The organism is Psychrobacter proteolyticus (assembly GCF_039762275.1).
GTDB lineage: Bacteria > Pseudomonadota > Gammaproteobacteria > Pseudomonadales > Moraxellaceae > Psychrobacter > Psychrobacter proteolyticus_C.
The window spans coordinates 540,844-557,121 of record NZ_JBDLOB010000001.1 but is presented as its reverse complement, the minus strand read 5'-3'; the positions used below and the strand labels follow the sequence as shown (position 1 = coordinate 557,121).

General features: G+C 41.8%; 16 protein-coding genes. 9 read left to right on the top strand and 7 right to left on the bottom strand.

Annotation, left to right across the window (positions count from 1 at the left end):
• Positions 1 to 102: 102 nt before the first annotated feature.
• From ABFV72_RS02215 to glnE, 5 genes are all read right to left on the bottom strand, one after another.
• A complete protein-coding gene (locus tag ABFV72_RS02215; protein WP_347162223.1) occupies positions 103 to 534 on the bottom strand; it encodes a glycosyltransferase in 432 nt (143 codons plus the stop codon).
• 240 nt (positions 535 to 774) lie between these two features.
• Complete coding sequence (locus ABFV72_RS02210; protein WP_347162221.1) at positions 775 to 1,872, bottom strand: glycosyltransferase; 1,098 nt, start codon at positions 1,870 to 1,872, stop codon at positions 775 to 777.
• Positions 1,873 to 1,937: 65 nt separating this feature from the next.
• Positions 1,938 to 2,774, bottom strand: a complete 837-nt coding sequence (locus ABFV72_RS02205; RefSeq protein WP_347162219.1) for a glycosyl transferase — start codon at positions 2,772 to 2,774, stop codon at positions 1,938 to 1,940.
• 106 nt (positions 2,775 to 2,880) lie between these two features.
• Positions 2,881 to 3,810, bottom strand: a complete 930-nt coding sequence (locus tag ABFV72_RS02200; RefSeq protein ID WP_238069605.1) for a branched-chain amino acid transaminase — start codon at positions 3,808 to 3,810, stop codon at positions 2,881 to 2,883.
• 349 nt (positions 3,811 to 4,159) lie between these two features.
• On the bottom strand, positions 4,160 to 7,024 hold the full coding sequence (gene glnE / locus ABFV72_RS02195; protein ID WP_347162217.1) for a bifunctional [glutamate--ammonia ligase]-adenylyl-L-tyrosine phosphorylase/[glutamate--ammonia-ligase] adenylyltransferase: 2,865 nt from the start codon (positions 7,022 to 7,024) through the stop codon (positions 4,160 to 4,162).
• Between the two features lie 411 nt (positions 7,025 to 7,435).
• Here glnE and tusD point away from each other — a divergent pair, with 411 nt between their 5' ends.
• The 4 genes from tusD (at position 7,436) to ABFV72_RS02175 (ending at position 9,025) form a co-directional block, all read left to right on the top strand.
• Positions 7,436 to 7,897 carry a sulfurtransferase complex subunit TusD gene (tusD, locus tag ABFV72_RS02190; protein WP_347162215.1) on the top strand — a complete coding sequence of 154 codons (462 nt, stop codon included), beginning with the start codon at positions 7,436 to 7,438 and terminating at the stop codon, positions 7,895 to 7,897.
• 67 nt (positions 7,898 to 7,964) lie between these two features.
• Positions 7,965 to 8,288: a hypothetical protein gene (locus tag ABFV72_RS02185; RefSeq protein ID WP_347162213.1), complete on the top strand. Its 324-nt coding sequence runs from the start codon at positions 7,965 to 7,967 to the stop codon at positions 8,286 to 8,288.
• A 54-nt stretch (positions 8,289 to 8,342) separates the two neighbouring features.
• Positions 8,343 to 8,672: a hypothetical protein gene (locus ABFV72_RS02180; protein WP_347162211.1), complete on the top strand. Its 330-nt coding sequence runs from the start codon at positions 8,343 to 8,345 to the stop codon at positions 8,670 to 8,672.
• An 8-nt stretch (positions 8,673 to 8,680) separates the two neighbouring features.
• Positions 8,681 to 9,025 (top strand): TusE/DsrC/DsvC family sulfur relay protein, encoded by a 345-nt coding sequence (locus ABFV72_RS02175; protein WP_180958151.1) that lies wholly within the window; start codon positions 8,681 to 8,683, stop codon positions 9,023 to 9,025.
• A gap of 135 nt (positions 9,026 to 9,160) precedes the next feature.
• Here the strand turns inward: ABFV72_RS02175 and ABFV72_RS02170 are convergent, their stop codons facing one another.
• Positions 9,161 to 9,721: a tRNA (cytidine(34)-2'-O)-methyltransferase gene (locus ABFV72_RS02170; RefSeq protein WP_347162209.1), complete on the bottom strand. Its 561-nt coding sequence runs from the start codon at positions 9,719 to 9,721 to the stop codon at positions 9,161 to 9,163.
• Between the two features lie 244 nt (positions 9,722 to 9,965).
• Between ABFV72_RS02170 and ABFV72_RS02165 the strand changes: the two genes are divergently transcribed.
• Positions 9,966 to 10,106, top strand: coding sequence for an entericidin A/B family lipoprotein (locus ABFV72_RS02165; RefSeq protein ID WP_057759705.1), 141 nt, complete (start codon positions 9,966 to 9,968; stop codon positions 10,104 to 10,106).
• Positions 10,107 to 10,207: 101 nt separating this feature from the next.
• Here ABFV72_RS02165 and hemW read toward each other — a convergent pair whose 3' ends face one another.
• A complete protein-coding gene (gene hemW / locus ABFV72_RS02160) occupies positions 10,208 to 11,518 on the bottom strand; it encodes a radical SAM family heme chaperone HemW (RefSeq protein WP_347162396.1) in 1,311 nt (436 codons plus the stop codon).
• Positions 11,519 to 11,847: 329 nt separating this feature from the next.
• On the opposite strand from hemW, the gene ABFV72_RS02155 reads away from it, so the two are divergent.
• From ABFV72_RS02155 to accC, 4 genes are all read left to right on the top strand, one after another.
• Entirely contained in the window at positions 11,848 to 12,327 is a 480-nt protein-coding gene (locus ABFV72_RS02155) for an EVE domain-containing protein (RefSeq protein WP_347162207.1), read from the top strand.
• Between the two features lie 385 nt (positions 12,328 to 12,712).
• On the top strand, positions 12,713 to 14,080 hold the full coding sequence (locus tag ABFV72_RS02150; RefSeq protein ID WP_347162205.1) for an MATE family efflux transporter: 1,368 nt from the start codon (positions 12,713 to 12,715) through the stop codon (positions 14,078 to 14,080).
• Between the two features lie 240 nt (positions 14,081 to 14,320).
• Positions 14,321 to 14,752: an acetyl-CoA carboxylase biotin carboxyl carrier protein gene (gene accB / locus ABFV72_RS02145; RefSeq protein ID WP_102092842.1), complete on the top strand. Its 432-nt coding sequence runs from the start codon at positions 14,321 to 14,323 to the stop codon at positions 14,750 to 14,752.
• Positions 14,753 to 14,877: 125 nt separating this feature from the next.
• Positions 14,878 to 16,239 carry an acetyl-CoA carboxylase biotin carboxylase subunit gene (gene accC, locus ABFV72_RS02140; RefSeq protein ID WP_057759692.1) on the top strand — a complete coding sequence of 454 codons (1,362 nt, stop codon included), beginning with the start codon at positions 14,878 to 14,880 and terminating at the stop codon, positions 16,237 to 16,239.
• Positions 16,240 to 16,278: the final 39 nt, after the last annotated feature.

The following is a 16,278-nucleotide window of genomic DNA, read 5'->3' as shown; positions in this document are numbered from 1 at the left end:
TTGCAGTGGTTGGCGTAATTTGACCGAAGCTCTCTATGAAATCCTTCTCAGCACCTCGACTAACACATATACAAGGATGTTTTGAATAAATTTTACTAAACTTTATTTTTTCTCATTATTATCATTTTTATTAAAGCCATATAATAACGACAAAGTATTGTGGATAACATAGGTAATGTTCGGCAAGCGACTATAGCTTAGAATACTGTCAGCACGATCAAGGTTGGATATGATAAGTTCTGGCTTTCCAATTTTCTTCGATATATACCGATCGACTACATATGCAAACACTCTATCACGACGGTCTAATTTTGGTATAAGTTTGAAATTCTTAAACTTGAGTAGATGATAGTTTAAATTTGGATTAAGGCTGAACTCTATTTGAGGTTTGAATGTTAAAACATGAACTTCATAGCCTAAATCATGGAACCCTTGCCCTAAAGTCAATACTACACGTTCAGCACCACCGCCTTTCAAAGAATTCATAACCAATAATATTTTACTTTTTTGTTTTTCGACAAAATCTATGTTCATCTTATTAGTATAACCTCTCACTTTTACTTTCTTATTATTTGGGTTTTTAAAAAACATAGGATTAAAAACAGGTTATTTCACTACAGTTATAGATTTTTAAATAACTATTTAATATTTTCTCATAACACCAATGAAAACAAGCACTATTCTTTCCGAATAACTTTTGAAGCTAAATATATTTATATCTTTCTTTCGATTATATTTACATCCATTTGTTTATCAAAATATTATAACTATCTACTAAGACGTTAAATAGTCAATATACTGTTGAGCAATATTCTTAGGCAGAAAACTTTCATCTAAACTCACTCTGAAAGATTGTGGCTCAGCCATTAATTCTTTCATTTTGATTGCTAAAGCATCGATATCGTCTACAGGCACAAGACTACTTGCAGGTAGCATCTCACTTGGTCCTGATGGACAATCAGTACTTATTACTGGCGTATCTAAAGTTAATGCTTCTGGTATGACTCTCACAAAGCCTTCAAAACGTGAAGACAATACAAGCCCTCTTGAATGTTTCATATATGGATAAGGATTTTTATTAAATCCTAGAAAGATCACTTTATCGTCTATTCCTAAGCTTTTAGCCAATGCTTTAGTTTCATCAAACATTTTACCTTTCCCTAACAATACCAAAGGATAGGCCTTAGAGGATTGAGCGTAGGCTTTTAACAAAACATCATGAGCTTTTTGATACGTAAAGCTACCCACATGAACTATATATTGATTTGGCTTGAGTACACTATGAGGCGTACTGTACAACTCATTGCTCATTTGTTTAATCAGCTGCTTATCAAAAGGGTTGTAAATCGTCGTACTAGTGATATGCGGTCCTAGCCTTGCCTGTAAGTCATTTTCTACACCCTTTGAAACACATACGCAAGGATGCTTCCTATAAATATTCTGTAGCTTGCTAATTTTATTTTCTAATTTATTATTATCAGTTAGTCTGAACTTATTAGAAATATTATTTCGAATAATATACATAATATTGGGTAATTTGCTATGAACCATAACTCTATCCGATGGTTCTAAATTAGATAATATAATGTCTGGCTTTCCGATTTTTTTCTCAATAAAGTTGTCAATAGCACGCGCAAATAACTTATGGCGAAAGCGCTCATTAGGAATTAATTTATAGGGTTTAAATTTAAGCAGATGATAAGCAAGGTTGGGATTTAAGTCATACTCTGTAAGAGACTTGAACCTTAAAATATGCACTTTATAACCTAACTCATGAAAACCTTGCCCTAAAGTTAGTACAGAGCGCTCAGCCCCACCTCCTTTTATAGCGCTAATAATAAGTACTGCTATTTTATCAGTGCTCTGTTTCATGATATATGACCTACTACTATATTAGATGTTATTATGGTTTTAGAGTAAAATTTTAAGGTTAAAACTTATTCTTTCCAATATTTCTCAACCCATCCTACCGGCAAGATAAAATGACGCAAATGGCGCAATGGGCGTTTCAAGTTTTTAGGTTCAGTAAGTCTTTTTAGATGGTCTTTAGCATTATTGGCGGCGTTTTTATTGTATCTGCCTTCAATAGCGTGCGTAGGATACAAATCACCTGGGAAGATAACAATACGAGCGCCTTTAGGAATCTTCGGTTCTTTGATGTAGTTAAGCGGAAACGGTTGACGACATTTACGTCTAAAGTGTGCGACCCAAGCTTTTGGAAATAGTTTTACACCGCCTGGTGCATTGCGGGTGACAAAGCGTTGCTCAAAACGATATTCATCAGCGATACCTTGTGGGTCAGCTTTGAACTTCTCTTGAAGTGAAACAAGTGACCCTATCTGAAATCTAAAGCAAGAGGTCTGTCCTAAGCGCTCTAATGGATTGCTTGGATTGTAAGACAAAATAACATCATCTGGCTCGCCATATTCAAAGAAAGGATCGAGGCTATCGACGATAATCACATCCAAATCTACAAACAATACCGTCCCTGTTAAATCACCGAGCTTCTCACCCCACAAACGAGATTTTGGCCACTTTCCTAACGTATTCGTCGGCATGGTGACATCTAATGGTGGCAGTTCTTGACATTCGATTTCTGGACGTACATCAGTCGTATCATCCGTAAAACATACAAAACGAAATGGCGGGGTGATATTACGAGATACCATGCCATATAGTTTATTGGCGTAATCAGCACCGTACTTTGTACCCCACTTAATACAAATAATTTGTTTGATATTTTTATTATCGGCTGTACTAGAATCTATTGGCATTGACTGCTCACTTTAATTGTATGAATAAATATGATGGCTATATTAGCATAAAAAAAAGACTGAACAATTATGTTCAGCCTTTTTGGTCTTTAAAGTAACGTCATTATCAATCAATAAAGCTTAACCAGTCCATATATTTCTCATTACGACCATGAACCACATCAAAGTATAAGGTCTGTAGTTTTTCAGTCAATGGACCGCGGCCACCATTGCCGATGATGCGATCGTCATATTCACGAATAGGTGTCACTTCAGCAGCAGTACCTGTCATAAATATCTCGTCAGCCAAGTAAAACTCATCACGAGTGATACGGCGTTCGATAACATTGATACCTAGGTCAGCCGCGAACTGTAAGATAGTACGACGGGTGATACCGTCTAATGCTCCACCTGATAGGTCTGGCGTATGTAGCTCACCATTTTTTACCAAGAATAAGTTTTCGCCTGCGCCCTGACATACAAATCCTTGTGGATCCATCAAGATAGCTTCGTCATAGCCATTGCGCGTCACTTCTTGGTTGGCCATGATAGACACAGGATAGTTACTAGAGGCTTTAGCCTTACACATAGTCACGTTTGGCATGTGATGCGTATATGATGACGTTTTTACACGGATACCGTTTTTGATGCCTTCTTCACCAAGATAAGCACCCCAATGCCAAGCAGCCACCATTGCATTGATGCTATTGTCACGTGAAGACAAGCCAAGTTTTTCTGCACCTACCCAGATGAGCGGACGAATGTAAGCTTCTGCCAAGTTGTTTTGCTTGACCACATCCTTGTGTGCTTGCTCTAGAGTGGCAGCATCAAAAGGTACGTCCATTTGAAAGATTTTGGCTGAGCCAAGGAGACGCTCGGTATGTTCTTTTAAGCGGAAAATAGCGGTACGATTATCCGCTGTTTGGTAAGCGCGTACGCCTTCAAACACAGCCATACCGTAATGCAAGCTATGTGTAAGCACATGAACTTTAGCATCTGGCTGTTCGATCATTGTGCCATTCATCCAAAGCTTACCATCTTGTGTTGCCATATTCATTTCATTGTCCTTATGCTAGCACTAACGTCTAACTTTTTTAGGTAGGTTTTATTTAACAGTATTGATCAACATCGTATGATAACACCGCAGCGTCAATTTTTATTGCCTAAACAACAGCTTCATTATGACGAACGACTGACAGTGCTATGATGATGTGTGACCGATTATATCACTGGCCGTCTTGGCAAATGAATTCTTTTGGTTTGGCACTATATGGTTTTTAATTATATCGTTCCTAGCTACCGATTCAATCCATAGTTTTTGTTTATAGCTTCTATTTATCGTAACGCATGACAGTTTAAGCGTCTCTTGGACTATCGGCAAGGCCTTAATCATACAAGTTTCGATATTACTCGTCATCTGTCTCCACGCCCATGAGATGCTGCCATTGTGACTGTACTAACGCTCGCGTCTCCTGCCACAATGACTCATCAACGAGCAAAGACTGCTCTGATAGTGCCAATTGATGAGTAGCAGCACGTATTCTTAGATAGGCATCAGTCAAATCCTGACAGACTTGGCCATCCCAGATATCAAGCAAAGCAACTTCTGCAAAAATTCGCACATTATCGCTCCATTTGGTCAAACTCGGATATTCATGCGAGTAGGCCAATACGGCAAACTGTGCTAAAAACTCAATGTCTACAATCCCGCCTGCATCTTGCTTAAGATGAAACTTGCCCGCCTCCTGTTGCCATTGACTTGTACCTAGATGCTTTTGCATTTTGATACGCATGCTGGTGACTTCACTACGTACTTGATCCAGTGTCCGTGGCAACGACAATACATCGCGGCGAATATCACAAAAGCGTGCAGTGACTCGTCTGTCCCCGCAAATCGCGCGAGCACGTACCAACGCTTGATGCTCCCACGACCATGCTTTATCCATTTGATAGGTTTCAAACGCATGACAAGACACTACCATCATGCCAGCATTTCCTGAAGGCCGTAGGCGCATATCAATCTCATAGGCACGGCCATCACGTGTTTGAGTATTAAGATAATTCATCAGCTTTTGTACAAGACGCGCGGCAAACTTCATACCACTGACTGATTTTTCACCAGTGGTCATGCCTTGCTCTTTTATCTTATGTAGGAATACCAAGTCCAAATCTGAAGAATACGATAACTCTAAGCCACCAAGCTTGCCATAACCGATAATCGCAAAGCCGCAGTCCGCTTCAGTGACTGGGTCGCCATCTTGGCCAATAGGATACCCATAACGATTAACAATCTCTGCAAAAGCGCGCTCTAAGGCTGCTTCTAGTACGACTTCAGCGATATAAGTCAATGAATCTGACACTTTCATTATCGGACGCTCAGCCAATACATCACTAGCAGCGACTGCCAACACTTGATTCTTTTTGAACAGTCGCAGGACGGTCAACAGCTCTTCTTCATCGTTTGGCTCGACGCGTAGCAACTGTTGGCGCAAGATATCACGCAGCTCGCGCTTATCTGGCAGATGACGATAACGCTGCTGCAAAAATGTGTCTAATAATACAGGGTACTGAGCCAACTCTTTTGCGATCCATGGGCTGGCAGATAGCATTGGAATCAGCTCAATCGTTGCATTGGGGTTTTCAGCAATCATGACCAAGTAGATAGAACGTCGGCAAATCGCTTCAAGCAGTGAGATCAATCTTGGTAAAGCAGTATTGGCAAGTTGCTGCTGTTCTTGATGCGCTAACAACGCATGGACAATGACAGGATACGCATTATCTAAGCGCTCTCTGGCCTCATCACTTAAGTTAGCCACCATTTTTGATTGCCAAAAATTCTGTAGTAACTCGCGATTTTCTTCTGTCAGCACTTCATTTAAACGAGCAATTTGCTCATCTAAGTGCTCTGGTTCTAGGTCGGTATCTTCATTATCAGGTACTTGGCGCTCAGTGACCATACGCTCAAACGGCACATTAACACTCTCGCGATGACGATTAAGCTGGTCTAATAAGGCATGCCAGTTTTCAAAATTCAGTGTCACTGCTAGATTATGTTGCCATTGCTCATCGTGTGGTAAGCGCTGGGTCTGTTGGTCATTAATCGCTTGAATAGCGTGCTCAAGCCGGCGTAAAAACCGATATGCTGCCTGTAGCTGCTCGTAAGTTGAATGTTCCAGATAGCCAAGCTCACATAATACTTGCATCGCTTGCAAACAAGGTTTGATTTGCAGCTGTGGATGCCGGCCACCATATATAAGCTGAAAGGCCTGTACGATAAACTCAATATCTCTAATGCCGCCCGCGCCAAGCTTGATATTATCCAAGTCTTCACGCTGTGCAACTTGGTTTTGAATAAGAGACTTCATCTCTCTCAATGCCGAAAACGCACTGTAGTCCACGTAATAACGAAAGACAAACGGCTTAATCAGCGCTTGTATCTCTTCATAAAATGGCTGGTCTATTTGTCCGATCACGCGCGCTTTTAACCAAGCAAAACGCTCCCATGCACGCCCATGCATCGTAAAGTATTTTTGCAATGCAGACAGATGAATGGCCAAATCACTTCCATCACCCCATGGACGTAAGCGCATATCTACTCGAAAGACAAAACCATCAGCGGTCTTGTCATCAAGCAGTTTAATAATGCCTTGACCCAATCGAGTCATAAAGCGTTTGTTATCTATGCTACGTGTGCCTTTTGCTTTACTACCATTGGTCTCGCCGCGTGCTTGATGTACAAAGATTAAGTCAATATCACTTGATAAATTCAGCTCTTGCGCACCAAGTTTACCCATGGCCATAATCGCCATATCATCAATCTGCACATTGCCTTGTTCATTGATAAAGGTCGGCTCGCCATATTTAGCAACCAAGTGCTGATAAGTATAATCTTTAGCAAAAGAGATACAGCCATCTGCAAACTCAGACAACTCATCGGTCAGCTGCTCTAGACTGATCGTCTGCAAGGCATCTTGCCAAATCCAGCGCATCATTAGTAGCGTGCGCAAGTGACGCAAACCACTCATGACCTTGATTTCATCAGCGAGTTGATAGTTCTCATCTAGCGTATAATCTTGTATCAGATCATCGATTTGCTGGCGGGTCAGCGTACTATTCAATGGATAGCTACGCAAAAACGTCTGACACGAAACGGTCCGACTTTCCCAAATCTGATAAGCAAATTCGCTCGCTGTCTGCAGGACTTGCAGTTGTTCTACGGTAGGCTGATAATCTGTACCATTGTTCATACGTGAGGGCATAGCAGGTAACATAGTGACAAAAACTCCTTACATAGAATGGTAAGACTACGTGAACCTAGCTCATAAGTTTATTGTTTTTTCTTACGAGGCAGTCACAGCATCAGATAATAATAATACTCAGTGTGCCTACACTTGAGATAAAACCACGTTAAATAACAGTGACTCTATTTGGTTTGCGGCGCTTTATGTTAGCATAAACATCTTTGATAGAGACGACGCACCTCTCTTTTATGACATAACGATATTTGATGTGACAGTATGATCCGCTGTACGTTGCATTATCAGTATAAATTCTGTTGTATGTCACGCAAATTTGCACACAAGCACTATAATAATAACGACCAAATTACTTTATACAAAGCATTTATAGCAACTCGGCCATAATTTTTAAACTCTTATTTATAATATGTGATACCGCGCCTTATGACGACCACTACCCCGTTACTACTGATTACTGCTGACCCTAGTCACCCATTGGCACACTTGGCGTTACGCTATGCACGCGCTTACCTGAATAGCGCAGCGAATAGTGATGATATTGGTAACAATGACACTAATAGCATAGGCAGCAGCGATAATGCTACCTCTGAACAATCCCTGCTCAACGTCTTCTTTTATGGGGATTCGGCTCATATAGCCAATCGATTGCGTTGGCAGTCAGCCGATCAATTAGACTTGACCAAAGAATGGCAGTCTTTGGCTGAGCAGTATCAATTACCCCTGCCTGTCTGTGTCAGTACAGCACTTAGTCGCGGTGTGAGTGATGTAGACAACAGCTCACGTCATCAGCTTGACGGTGCCAATCTTGCGACGGGGTTTACCTTAGTGGGACTCAGTGAGCTTGCGATGATGATGCAGGACGACTGTCGTTTGATACAGTTTTGATAGCATGTCGTTTGATAGTTTGTCTATTAAGATCACTGGTAGCGGTAACTATTTTTAGGAATACATAATGAGATTATTAATTCAGCTGCACACGCCCACTGAAGCAGCAAGCTACGAAGGTTGTGCGCTTGCACTAACTCTAGCGACATTTGGTCATGAGGTGCAATTGTTCTTAGATGCGCCTGTCTTTGGCTTATTGATGCAATCTGACTCGCGGCTACATGGCATGATTCAGTCACTTGAGCTTTACGATATGCCTGCAGCTTGGCTACCTGATGATGTCTTTAGTGGCTGGGTCACCGGTATGTTGCCGGCAGATCTAGCATCACAGCTCATACTCGTGCCAGAGGTCATCAACTCACAAGACTTTGAGCAGATACTTACCTTTTAAATCACTATATTACTTAGATTTATAAAATAATAAAGCACGTAATCGGACACCTTTATGGCAACTTTATATCAATTGCATAGCACGATGGCTACCCTTAGACGCAGTATTGAAGAGATGTCTCGCACTTGGCGCACAGGTGATAGTATCCTTCTGCTTGGCGCCACCCCTGCTTTTATCGACTGGCTCAATGCTTATTTAAATGATAGCGATATCGAGGATATTTCTGGTATTTACGCATTGGCAGATGACATCGCACAGCTAACAGCAAATACAACTGGCAAGCTTAATTTAGAGACTAAGTTGACTGCTATTTTAACCGACGCAGAATGGGTGAATCTGACTCAGAGCAGTCAGTTTGACAAAGTGGTGGCGATTGCCTTATGAGTAATGACATGACCACTCACAACGCTGCGTTATCAGCGGCTGATATCGAACTAGATCAAGACGGCCATCTGTGTGACCATACGATTTGGACACCTGCTATCGCACAGCAATTGGCAGACACGTTAGAGGTTAATCTGAGCGATGAGCATTTAGAAATTTTGCAACAAGTGCGCGCGTTTTTTGACAAATTTAATCACGCGCCTGCAACCCGTCCATTAATCAAATGGTTACAAAAGACTTTACCAGAACTCGATATTAGCAATCAAAAGCTACAGCAATTGTTTAATACAGGTTTGGTTGCGCGTCATGTCAATCGCTTGGCAGGCTTACCCAAACCACCAAACTGTTTATAAGTGCTTTATAGTCGATAAGATACAATCAATGTCGCATTAGAAACTCATCATATGTGCATGAGCAGTATCTAAGATTTTACTGCTCATTGAGTACGCAAATACTTTTAAGTCTATAGTTATTGTTTAAACACATAGCTATTTTGGGTCATAGACTGTCAATGTCTCATACCCAATACTACGACCTTCATCACCTGAAAATCCTTGCTGTCGCCATATCTCGTACAAACAAATGGCTACGCTATTTGATAAGTTCAAACTACGCGAGTCGGCTAGCATGGGCAGTCTTAGCCAGTTATCAGCACCGATATCTTCACGTATATCATCTGCCAGACCTGCTGTTTCAGAACCGAATACTAGCGCAATATTGGGCATAGCAGCCTTATCAGATGCTTCAGAGTCCGAGTGTTTACCAAAGTCATAATCGTAGAACGGTTTGCTCAACTTAGTCGTCAATGCGGTAACGACATGGCAATCAGCGGCTTGTAGAACTTGTCTCGCAGCTGTCCAATCGTCATGCACTTGCAAATGAGCATATTCATGGTAATCGAGACCTGCGCGGCGTAGCTTTTTATCATCAAGCTCAAACCCTAACGGTCTGACTAAATGCAGCTGTGCTCCGCTATTGGCACACAGTCGAATAATATTGCCAGTGTTGCTCGGCATTTTTGGTGCTACTAGCACGATATGGATGGTCATTCTTACTCCACAAGTATTCAGCGCTCTATTATTTAAATTTATGAGCGGTAGGTAATCGAAAGTTACAGTTTACTGCCAATAATTACATTTTGATACTGTGCAGCGTTTTTAACTTTCACTATGATGTCTGTATTGGATAACGCGATAGCATTTAAGTGTGACTGTCTCATCCTATACCCCTTCAGTGACGCTTAGCATCACTGTTGTTATTTATAACCATTCATTTATCTTTGAGGATACTATTATGAAAAAAGTAATCATCGCATCTTTAACTGCTATGTTCGTTCTAACTGGTTGCAACACGTTCAAAGGCTTTGGCCAAGACGTATCAAGCGCTGGTGATGCTGTAACTGGCGGCGCACAAGAAGTACAAAACAAAATCTAAGGTCTGCTTTTTTTAGATTTTCAAAAGGGCTTATCATTTATTTGATAAGCCTTTTTTGTGTTCTTACTTCGCTGCTGTTAAACAATCACCCAAGCAAACTTTTATAAAAACGCGCGTAATATCTGATTGAGATAACGCTGACCTAATACGGTCGGTTGCAACTGCGTATCACTATCTACCAACAACCCTTGTTTGACAAGACTGTTCACTTGTTCAGTAATACTATTAAGCGTTAATCCAGTTCTCTTTTCAAACATAGACCAAGCGACACCGCCATGTAAGCGTAATGCATTTAGCATAAACTCACTAACCAATTCTTCTTGATCAATCGCTTGCCAGCCAACCATTTTTGGTGTGATTTGGCGTATATCAGACACCTCTGTGGTATCTGGATTTATTACCACATAATCTTTTGGCAAACGTGATTTACTAAAGCGATAGATACCTGACGCTACTAACAAGTCATCTTCCATTTTATCTTTTACGTCTGATGAATTATCACCATTGCTATCGTTACAACCAATCGTTACTTTGCCATGAGCTCCAGCGCCAATGGCTAGATAGTCGCCAAACTGCCAATAGTTGATATTATGACGGCATGGTTTGTCTAACGCACCTGCCCACGCAGACACTTCATAATTGCTATAGCCTAATTGCTGTAATAACGCTTGCCCTGCTTGTTCAATATCTGCCAAATTGTCTTCATCGGGTAAAATAGGCTGGCTACGGTAAAACACGGTATTTGGCTCAATAGTCAGTTGATACCAAGAGATATGCGTTGCACCAGCATCATGCGCCATTTGGATATCTTCTAGCGCCTCATTCGTGGTTTGCTGCGGTAGACCGTGCATCAGGTCGACATTGACTCGTTGAAATCCAGCCGCTTTGGCAGCGCGAATTGCTGATAACGCTTGTACAGGATCATGGATACGTCCAAGTACTTTAAGCTTGTCAGCAGCGAAGCTCTGTACGCCGATAGACAGACGATTGATACCAACCTCTAAATACTGCGCAAATGGTGCATGCTCAAGCGTGCCGGGATTGGCCTCCATCGTGACTTCGATGTCTTCTGCAAATTCAAAACATGTACGTAACCCAGAGAACAATCGCTGATACTGAGAAATGGGTAGCAAAGACGGCGTACCACCACCGATAAATATCGAACCAATTTTTCGGTTCTGAGTTAAAGGTTGCTGCATCGCGGCGTCTAACAATAATGCATCGACGTATTCCTCATACATGGATAGCTCACTGTCTATCGGTAGCTCATGCGAATTAAAATCGCAATAAGGACACTTCTTCACACACCACGGGATGTGAATGTAAAGAGACAATGGAATGTCGGTCACGTTTACCGCGATAGTATCCGTCGTTGGTTCAATAAGGCTTAACGTATTTAGGTCGTTTGGCATGCTGTCTGTATTCACTTTGGGCATAAATAAACTTATTTTGTAGTGAGCAATAATGATCGATATTAAAAGTAAGGCTAGGATAGCGACTAGATGAGATAAAGAAAAGCCTATCTATCATAAAACTATTAACAAAGCCATGCATAAAGCCATGTACAAATCCCCTATTCACCATGGCAACTTATGGGCAATATATAGAGACTCTATTAAAAACAGCCTCTACTAAGAACAGACACTATTAAAAACGGGTTTGAGATTGAGTCAATAGAAACTAACCCTCATAACTTTAAGAACCAATTAAAGAATAAAATAAAGAATCGAAGGACAAATATATGGCGTATTGGTTAATGAAATCCAACCCTAAATTTTTTGGTATTGAAGATTTGCAGCGCTTGGGCACCGACAGTTGGGACGGCGTTCGCAACTACCGTGCGCGTAATTTTATGCGTGATGATATGAAAATTGGTGACAAGGTATTCTTTTATCACTCTAGCGCCAAGCCGTCTGGAGTCGCTGGTATAATGACAGTCACTACAGCAGGGTATCCCGATCCTACTCAGTTTCACCCTGAACACCGTCACTATGATCCTATTGCGACTGAAGATGCACCTCGCTGGTATATGGTCGATCTCACTTTTGAGCAAGCTTTTACAGAGGTGTTACCACTATCAGAGCTAAAATTTTTGCCAGCTTTGGAAGATTCGTTATTACTAAGGAAAGGCTGTCAGCAATTAACAGTGATTCCATTAGAGCCCAAACATTGGCGGGCGATTATGGATATGGCGGAGACACTTGAGTTGTTACCGGAGTAAACTTTTTAAATTGGCTATTGGCTATTGGCTATTGGCTATTGGCTATGAAATAGAGTACAAAAAACCTAAGATTAATACCTGCATAGCGGCGCTAAAGCGTTGACATCATAGTGTGGCTTCTTTACCATCTTACTATGTATATGACCTGTCAATCCACTACTTGGATCGACGGGTTATTTTTATTTTGGTGTCTTTACTTTTATTTTCATACTCTGCCTATCTACTTATGCAACATTATAAGCTTGCTCATATTATTTATCGGAGTATTATCGTCGGCACTACACTCTCCTTGCTGCGTCAATCTTAGTCGATCGATAGCAGTGTTTGTTTATTAATAATAATTACCTTAATAACAATTACCGCAAAGAATAAAAAGTTGCTTACCATGGTTTTTCCATTGTCTTTCAAAGATTTTAAAAGCTACAGCTTACGTCTAGGCGTACTCGCCCTCCCTATCTTAATCACTCAGTTTTGCCAAGCCGCACTTGGCGTGGTAGATGCCATCATGGCAGGTCAAGTATCGGCGCTCGATTTAGCTGCGGTAGCCGTTGGATCTGGTATTTGGCTACCGCTGTTTTTATTGGCCACAGGTGTGCTTATCGCAACCACACCTCTAATTGGTGAAGCGATTGGTCAAGACAAGCATGGCCAAGTGCCGCATATCACGCAGCAGTCTCTATGGACCGCAGGCGTCATTGGCATTATCGGTTTTATCATTGTTAATTTGGCTCCCAATGTTCTTGGCATTATGGGTGTCCCAGAAAACATTCAGCCGATAGCGACACAGTATTTACATGGTGTCTCATTTGGTTTCCCAGCGCTCGCTGTATATGCTGTTCTACGCAGTTATTGTGAGGCATTGGGTCGTCCTGAGCCTGTGACTGTCATTAGTATCATTGGCCTACTTGCAGATATTCCCTTGAACTATATTTTTATTCACGGCTTATTTGGCATGCCAGAAATGGGCGGTGCAGGCTGCGGGGTGGCGACAGCGCTGGTATTATGGATAAATGTCCTATTATTGGCGGCCTATACTAGCTTCACAAAACGCCGTGAATTTGTGAGCACGCGATTTTTTTATGGCTTCTCTAGCCCTAATCGTACACAGATTAAAAAGCTATTGAAACTTGGCATCCCTATTGGTATCTCTATCTTCTTTGAAGCCAGTTTATTTAGCTTAGGCGCACTCGTTATCAGTCCATTGGGTGAGCTAGCAACAGCATCGCATCAAGTGGCGCTGTCAGTGACCTCACAGCTATTTATGATACCGATATCGGTCGCCATGGCGCTCACTATCATGGTCTCCAATCGATTTGGCCAAAAAAACCTATTAGCACTGCGCCAAGTGCAAGCTACTGGACTGGTATGGACCGTATTGATCGCTTTGACTTGTATGCTTGGAATATGGCTATTCAGACCAGAACTGGCAGCAGCATTCACGGATAACCCAGAGGTTAGAGCCCAGTCTATGCATTTGCTTATCTTTGCGCTTGCTTATCAGTTGTTTGATGGCTGGCAAGTTAACGTCGCTGGTATATTGCGCGGTATGCAAGATACCACCATACCGATGTGGGTAACGCTCTTCTGCTATTGGTTAGTGGCCCTACCACTTGGCGTATATCTGGTGCGTTTCACTGACGTTGGCGCACAAGGATTTTGGATGGCGTTGATTACAGGTTTGTTCTTATCATCTATTTTACTTACTTTGCGTCTACGCTATCAGCAAAAACGCTTAACTATGCTATGGGGTTAAGCCAATTGCTTATGGATTGGATTTTATAATCATTGTTAGCGTCATTTGATCATACAGACTATGAAAAATCGTAGATATTTTCTTGCTAAAAAGATGGCTTACGTCAAAATATGTAAAAATTCTCAGTTAACAACTGTACATTGATTGCTCATTGCCCTGAATCTAGGTATCATTAGCAATTAATTAGACAATATTTAGTTACACTATTTCTCGAATTTAGTACAAGGCCAGATAAAAACTATGGATATTGAAAAAATACGCACCCTCATCGCCCTTATGGAAGAAAGTGAACTGGTTAATTTAGAAATCAGTTCTGACGACGAGCATATTAGCTTAACTCGTCATTATGACGCCCCTGCGCCAACTATGATGGCTGCCCCAGCTGCGAGCGCTGCTCCTGCTGCCGCTGTCGAAGGCAAACCTGCAGAAAAAGCGGGTAGCGTTGAGTCTTCACCAATGGTTGGTGTTTTTTATTCAGCACCAAGCCCTAATGACCCACCATTTGTGAAAGTCGGTCAAAAGGTTCAAGCAGGTGATACTTTAGGTATCATCGAAGCCATGAAAATCATGAACCCGCTTGAAGCGACTCAAAGTGGTATTGTTGACGAAATCTTGGTAGATAACTCTGAAGTCGTACAGTTCGGTCAACCTGTCATACGCTATAAAGCGTAACGATATTTGCCATACTTTATTTAATTATGGCTGACTTTTGGTATATATACCGCGTCAATGCTAAATAGCATGATGCTATGTATCGAAACTCAGTCCATGACTGACGCTTCGACAAGGATGAACCCATGATAAAAAAATTGCTCATTGCCAACAGAGGTGAAATTGCCCTGCGCATCGTCCGCGCCTGTAAAGCGCTAGGTATTGAAACGGTAGGTGTCTACTCTACTGCTGATGCCAATTTGATGCACTTGCGCTTTGTTGATGAGGCAATTTGTATTGGCAAGCCTAATGCTAACCAAAGCTACCTTGATATCAATACCATCTTAACCGCTGCTGAAATCACTGGTGCAGATGCTATCCATCCTGGTTATGGATTTTTGTCTGAGAATGCTGAATTTGCTGAACAAGTAGAAGAAGCAGGATTGACCTTCGTTGGTCCTAATGCTGATCATATTCGCCTTATGGGCAACAAAGTTTCTGCCATCAACGCCATGAAAAAAGCTGGCGTACCAACCGTACCTGGTTCAGTTGGCGCTGTGACCCTGCATAATGCTGAAGAGCAAGCACGCAATATCGGCTTCCCACTATTGATTAAAGCGGCTTCTGGCGGCGGTGGACGCGGTATGCGTGTGGTTGAACGCTTTGACGAACTAATTGGTCAAGTACAAGCGGCCAAACAAGAAGCTGAGCTCTGGTTCGGTGACGACACTGTCTATATGGAGCGCTATCTACAAAACCCGCGCCACGTAGAAGTACAGGTGTTGGGCGATGGTAATGGTAATGCCATCCATCTATATGACCGTGATTGCTCATTGCAGCGTCGCCATCAAAAAGTCCTAGAAGAAGCACCTGCCCCAGATATCCCAGATGATGTACGTGAGCCAATTTTAAAAGCTTGCGTAAAAGCATGTGAGCTTGTTAAGTATCGCGGTGCTGGTACGTTTGAATTCTTGTTTGAAAATAACGAATTTTTCTTTATCGAAATGAACACTCGTGTACAGGTTGAGCATCCAGTGACTGAGATGATTACCGGTATCGATGTTGTGGTCGAGCAGCTCAAAATCGCAGCTGGTTACGGCCTATCTTATCGTCAAAGCGAGATTGAGATCCAAGGTCATGCGATCGAATGTCGTATCAATGCCGAAGATGCAGCGACTTTCGTACCATGCCCAGGCACTATCAGCCAACTGTTCACGCCAAGTGGTTCTGGCATTCGCTTTGACTCTCATCTATACCCTGGCTATGAGATACCGACCTATTATGACTCATTGATTGGTAAGCTTATTTGTCACGGTCAAACTCGTCAGCAAGCTATTGCTAAGACAGTACATGCTCTTGATGAGCTGATTATCGAAGGTATCAAAACCAATATACCTTTGCATCGCGATGTGATTTTGGCGGATGATAACTTCACTCGTGAAGCGCAAAACATTCATTATCTCGAAAGAGAGCTGCTGACTGCGAATAAAGCTAAAAAAGACTCGTAAGCTGAATTACTTATATAGTTCATTAAACTTAATAAGTTT

Excerpts from the sequence above, each read along its gene's own strand:
- ABFV72_RS02215 (WP_347162223.1), bottom strand. The coding sequence starts at position 534 with ATGAACATAGATTTTGTCGAAAAACAAAAAAGTAAAATATTATTGGTT.
- ABFV72_RS02210 (WP_347162221.1), bottom strand. The coding sequence starts at position 1,872 with ATGAAACAGAGCACTGATAAAATAGCAGTACTTATTATTAGCGCTATA.
- ABFV72_RS02205 (WP_347162219.1), bottom strand. The coding sequence starts at position 2,774 with ATGCCAATAGATTCTAGTACAGCCGATAATAAAAATATCAAACAAATT.
- ABFV72_RS02200 (WP_238069605.1), bottom strand. The coding sequence starts at position 3,810 with ATGAATATGGCAACACAAGATGGTAAGCTTTGGATGAATGGCACAATG.
- glnE (WP_347162217.1), bottom strand. The coding sequence starts at position 7,024 with ATGTTACCTGCTATGCCCTCACGTATGAACAATGGTACAGATTATCAG.
- tusD (WP_347162215.1), top strand. The coding sequence starts at position 7,436 with ATGACGACCACTACCCCGTTACTACTGATTACTGCTGACCCTAGTCAC.
- ABFV72_RS02185 (WP_347162213.1), top strand. The coding sequence starts at position 7,965 with ATGAGATTATTAATTCAGCTGCACACGCCCACTGAAGCAGCAAGCTAC.
- ABFV72_RS02180 (WP_347162211.1), top strand. The coding sequence starts at position 8,343 with ATGGCAACTTTATATCAATTGCATAGCACGATGGCTACCCTTAGACGC.
- ABFV72_RS02175 (WP_180958151.1), top strand. The coding sequence starts at position 8,681 with ATGACCACTCACAACGCTGCGTTATCAGCGGCTGATATCGAACTAGAT.
- ABFV72_RS02170 (WP_347162209.1), bottom strand. The coding sequence starts at position 9,721 with ATGACCATCCATATCGTGCTAGTAGCACCAAAAATGCCGAGCAACACT.
- ABFV72_RS02165 (WP_057759705.1), top strand. The coding sequence starts at position 9,966 with ATGAAAAAAGTAATCATCGCATCTTTAACTGCTATGTTCGTTCTAACT.
- hemW (WP_347162396.1), bottom strand. The coding sequence starts at position 11,518 with ATGCCAAACGACCTAAATACGTTAAGCCTTATTGAACCAACGACGGAT.
- ABFV72_RS02155 (WP_347162207.1), top strand. The coding sequence starts at position 11,848 with ATGGCGTATTGGTTAATGAAATCCAACCCTAAATTTTTTGGTATTGAA.
- ABFV72_RS02150 (WP_347162205.1), top strand. The coding sequence starts at position 12,713 with ATGGTTTTTCCATTGTCTTTCAAAGATTTTAAAAGCTACAGCTTACGT.
- accB (WP_102092842.1), top strand. The coding sequence starts at position 14,321 with ATGGATATTGAAAAAATACGCACCCTCATCGCCCTTATGGAAGAAAGT.
- accC (WP_057759692.1), top strand. The coding sequence starts at position 14,878 with ATGATAAAAAAATTGCTCATTGCCAACAGAGGTGAAATTGCCCTGCGC.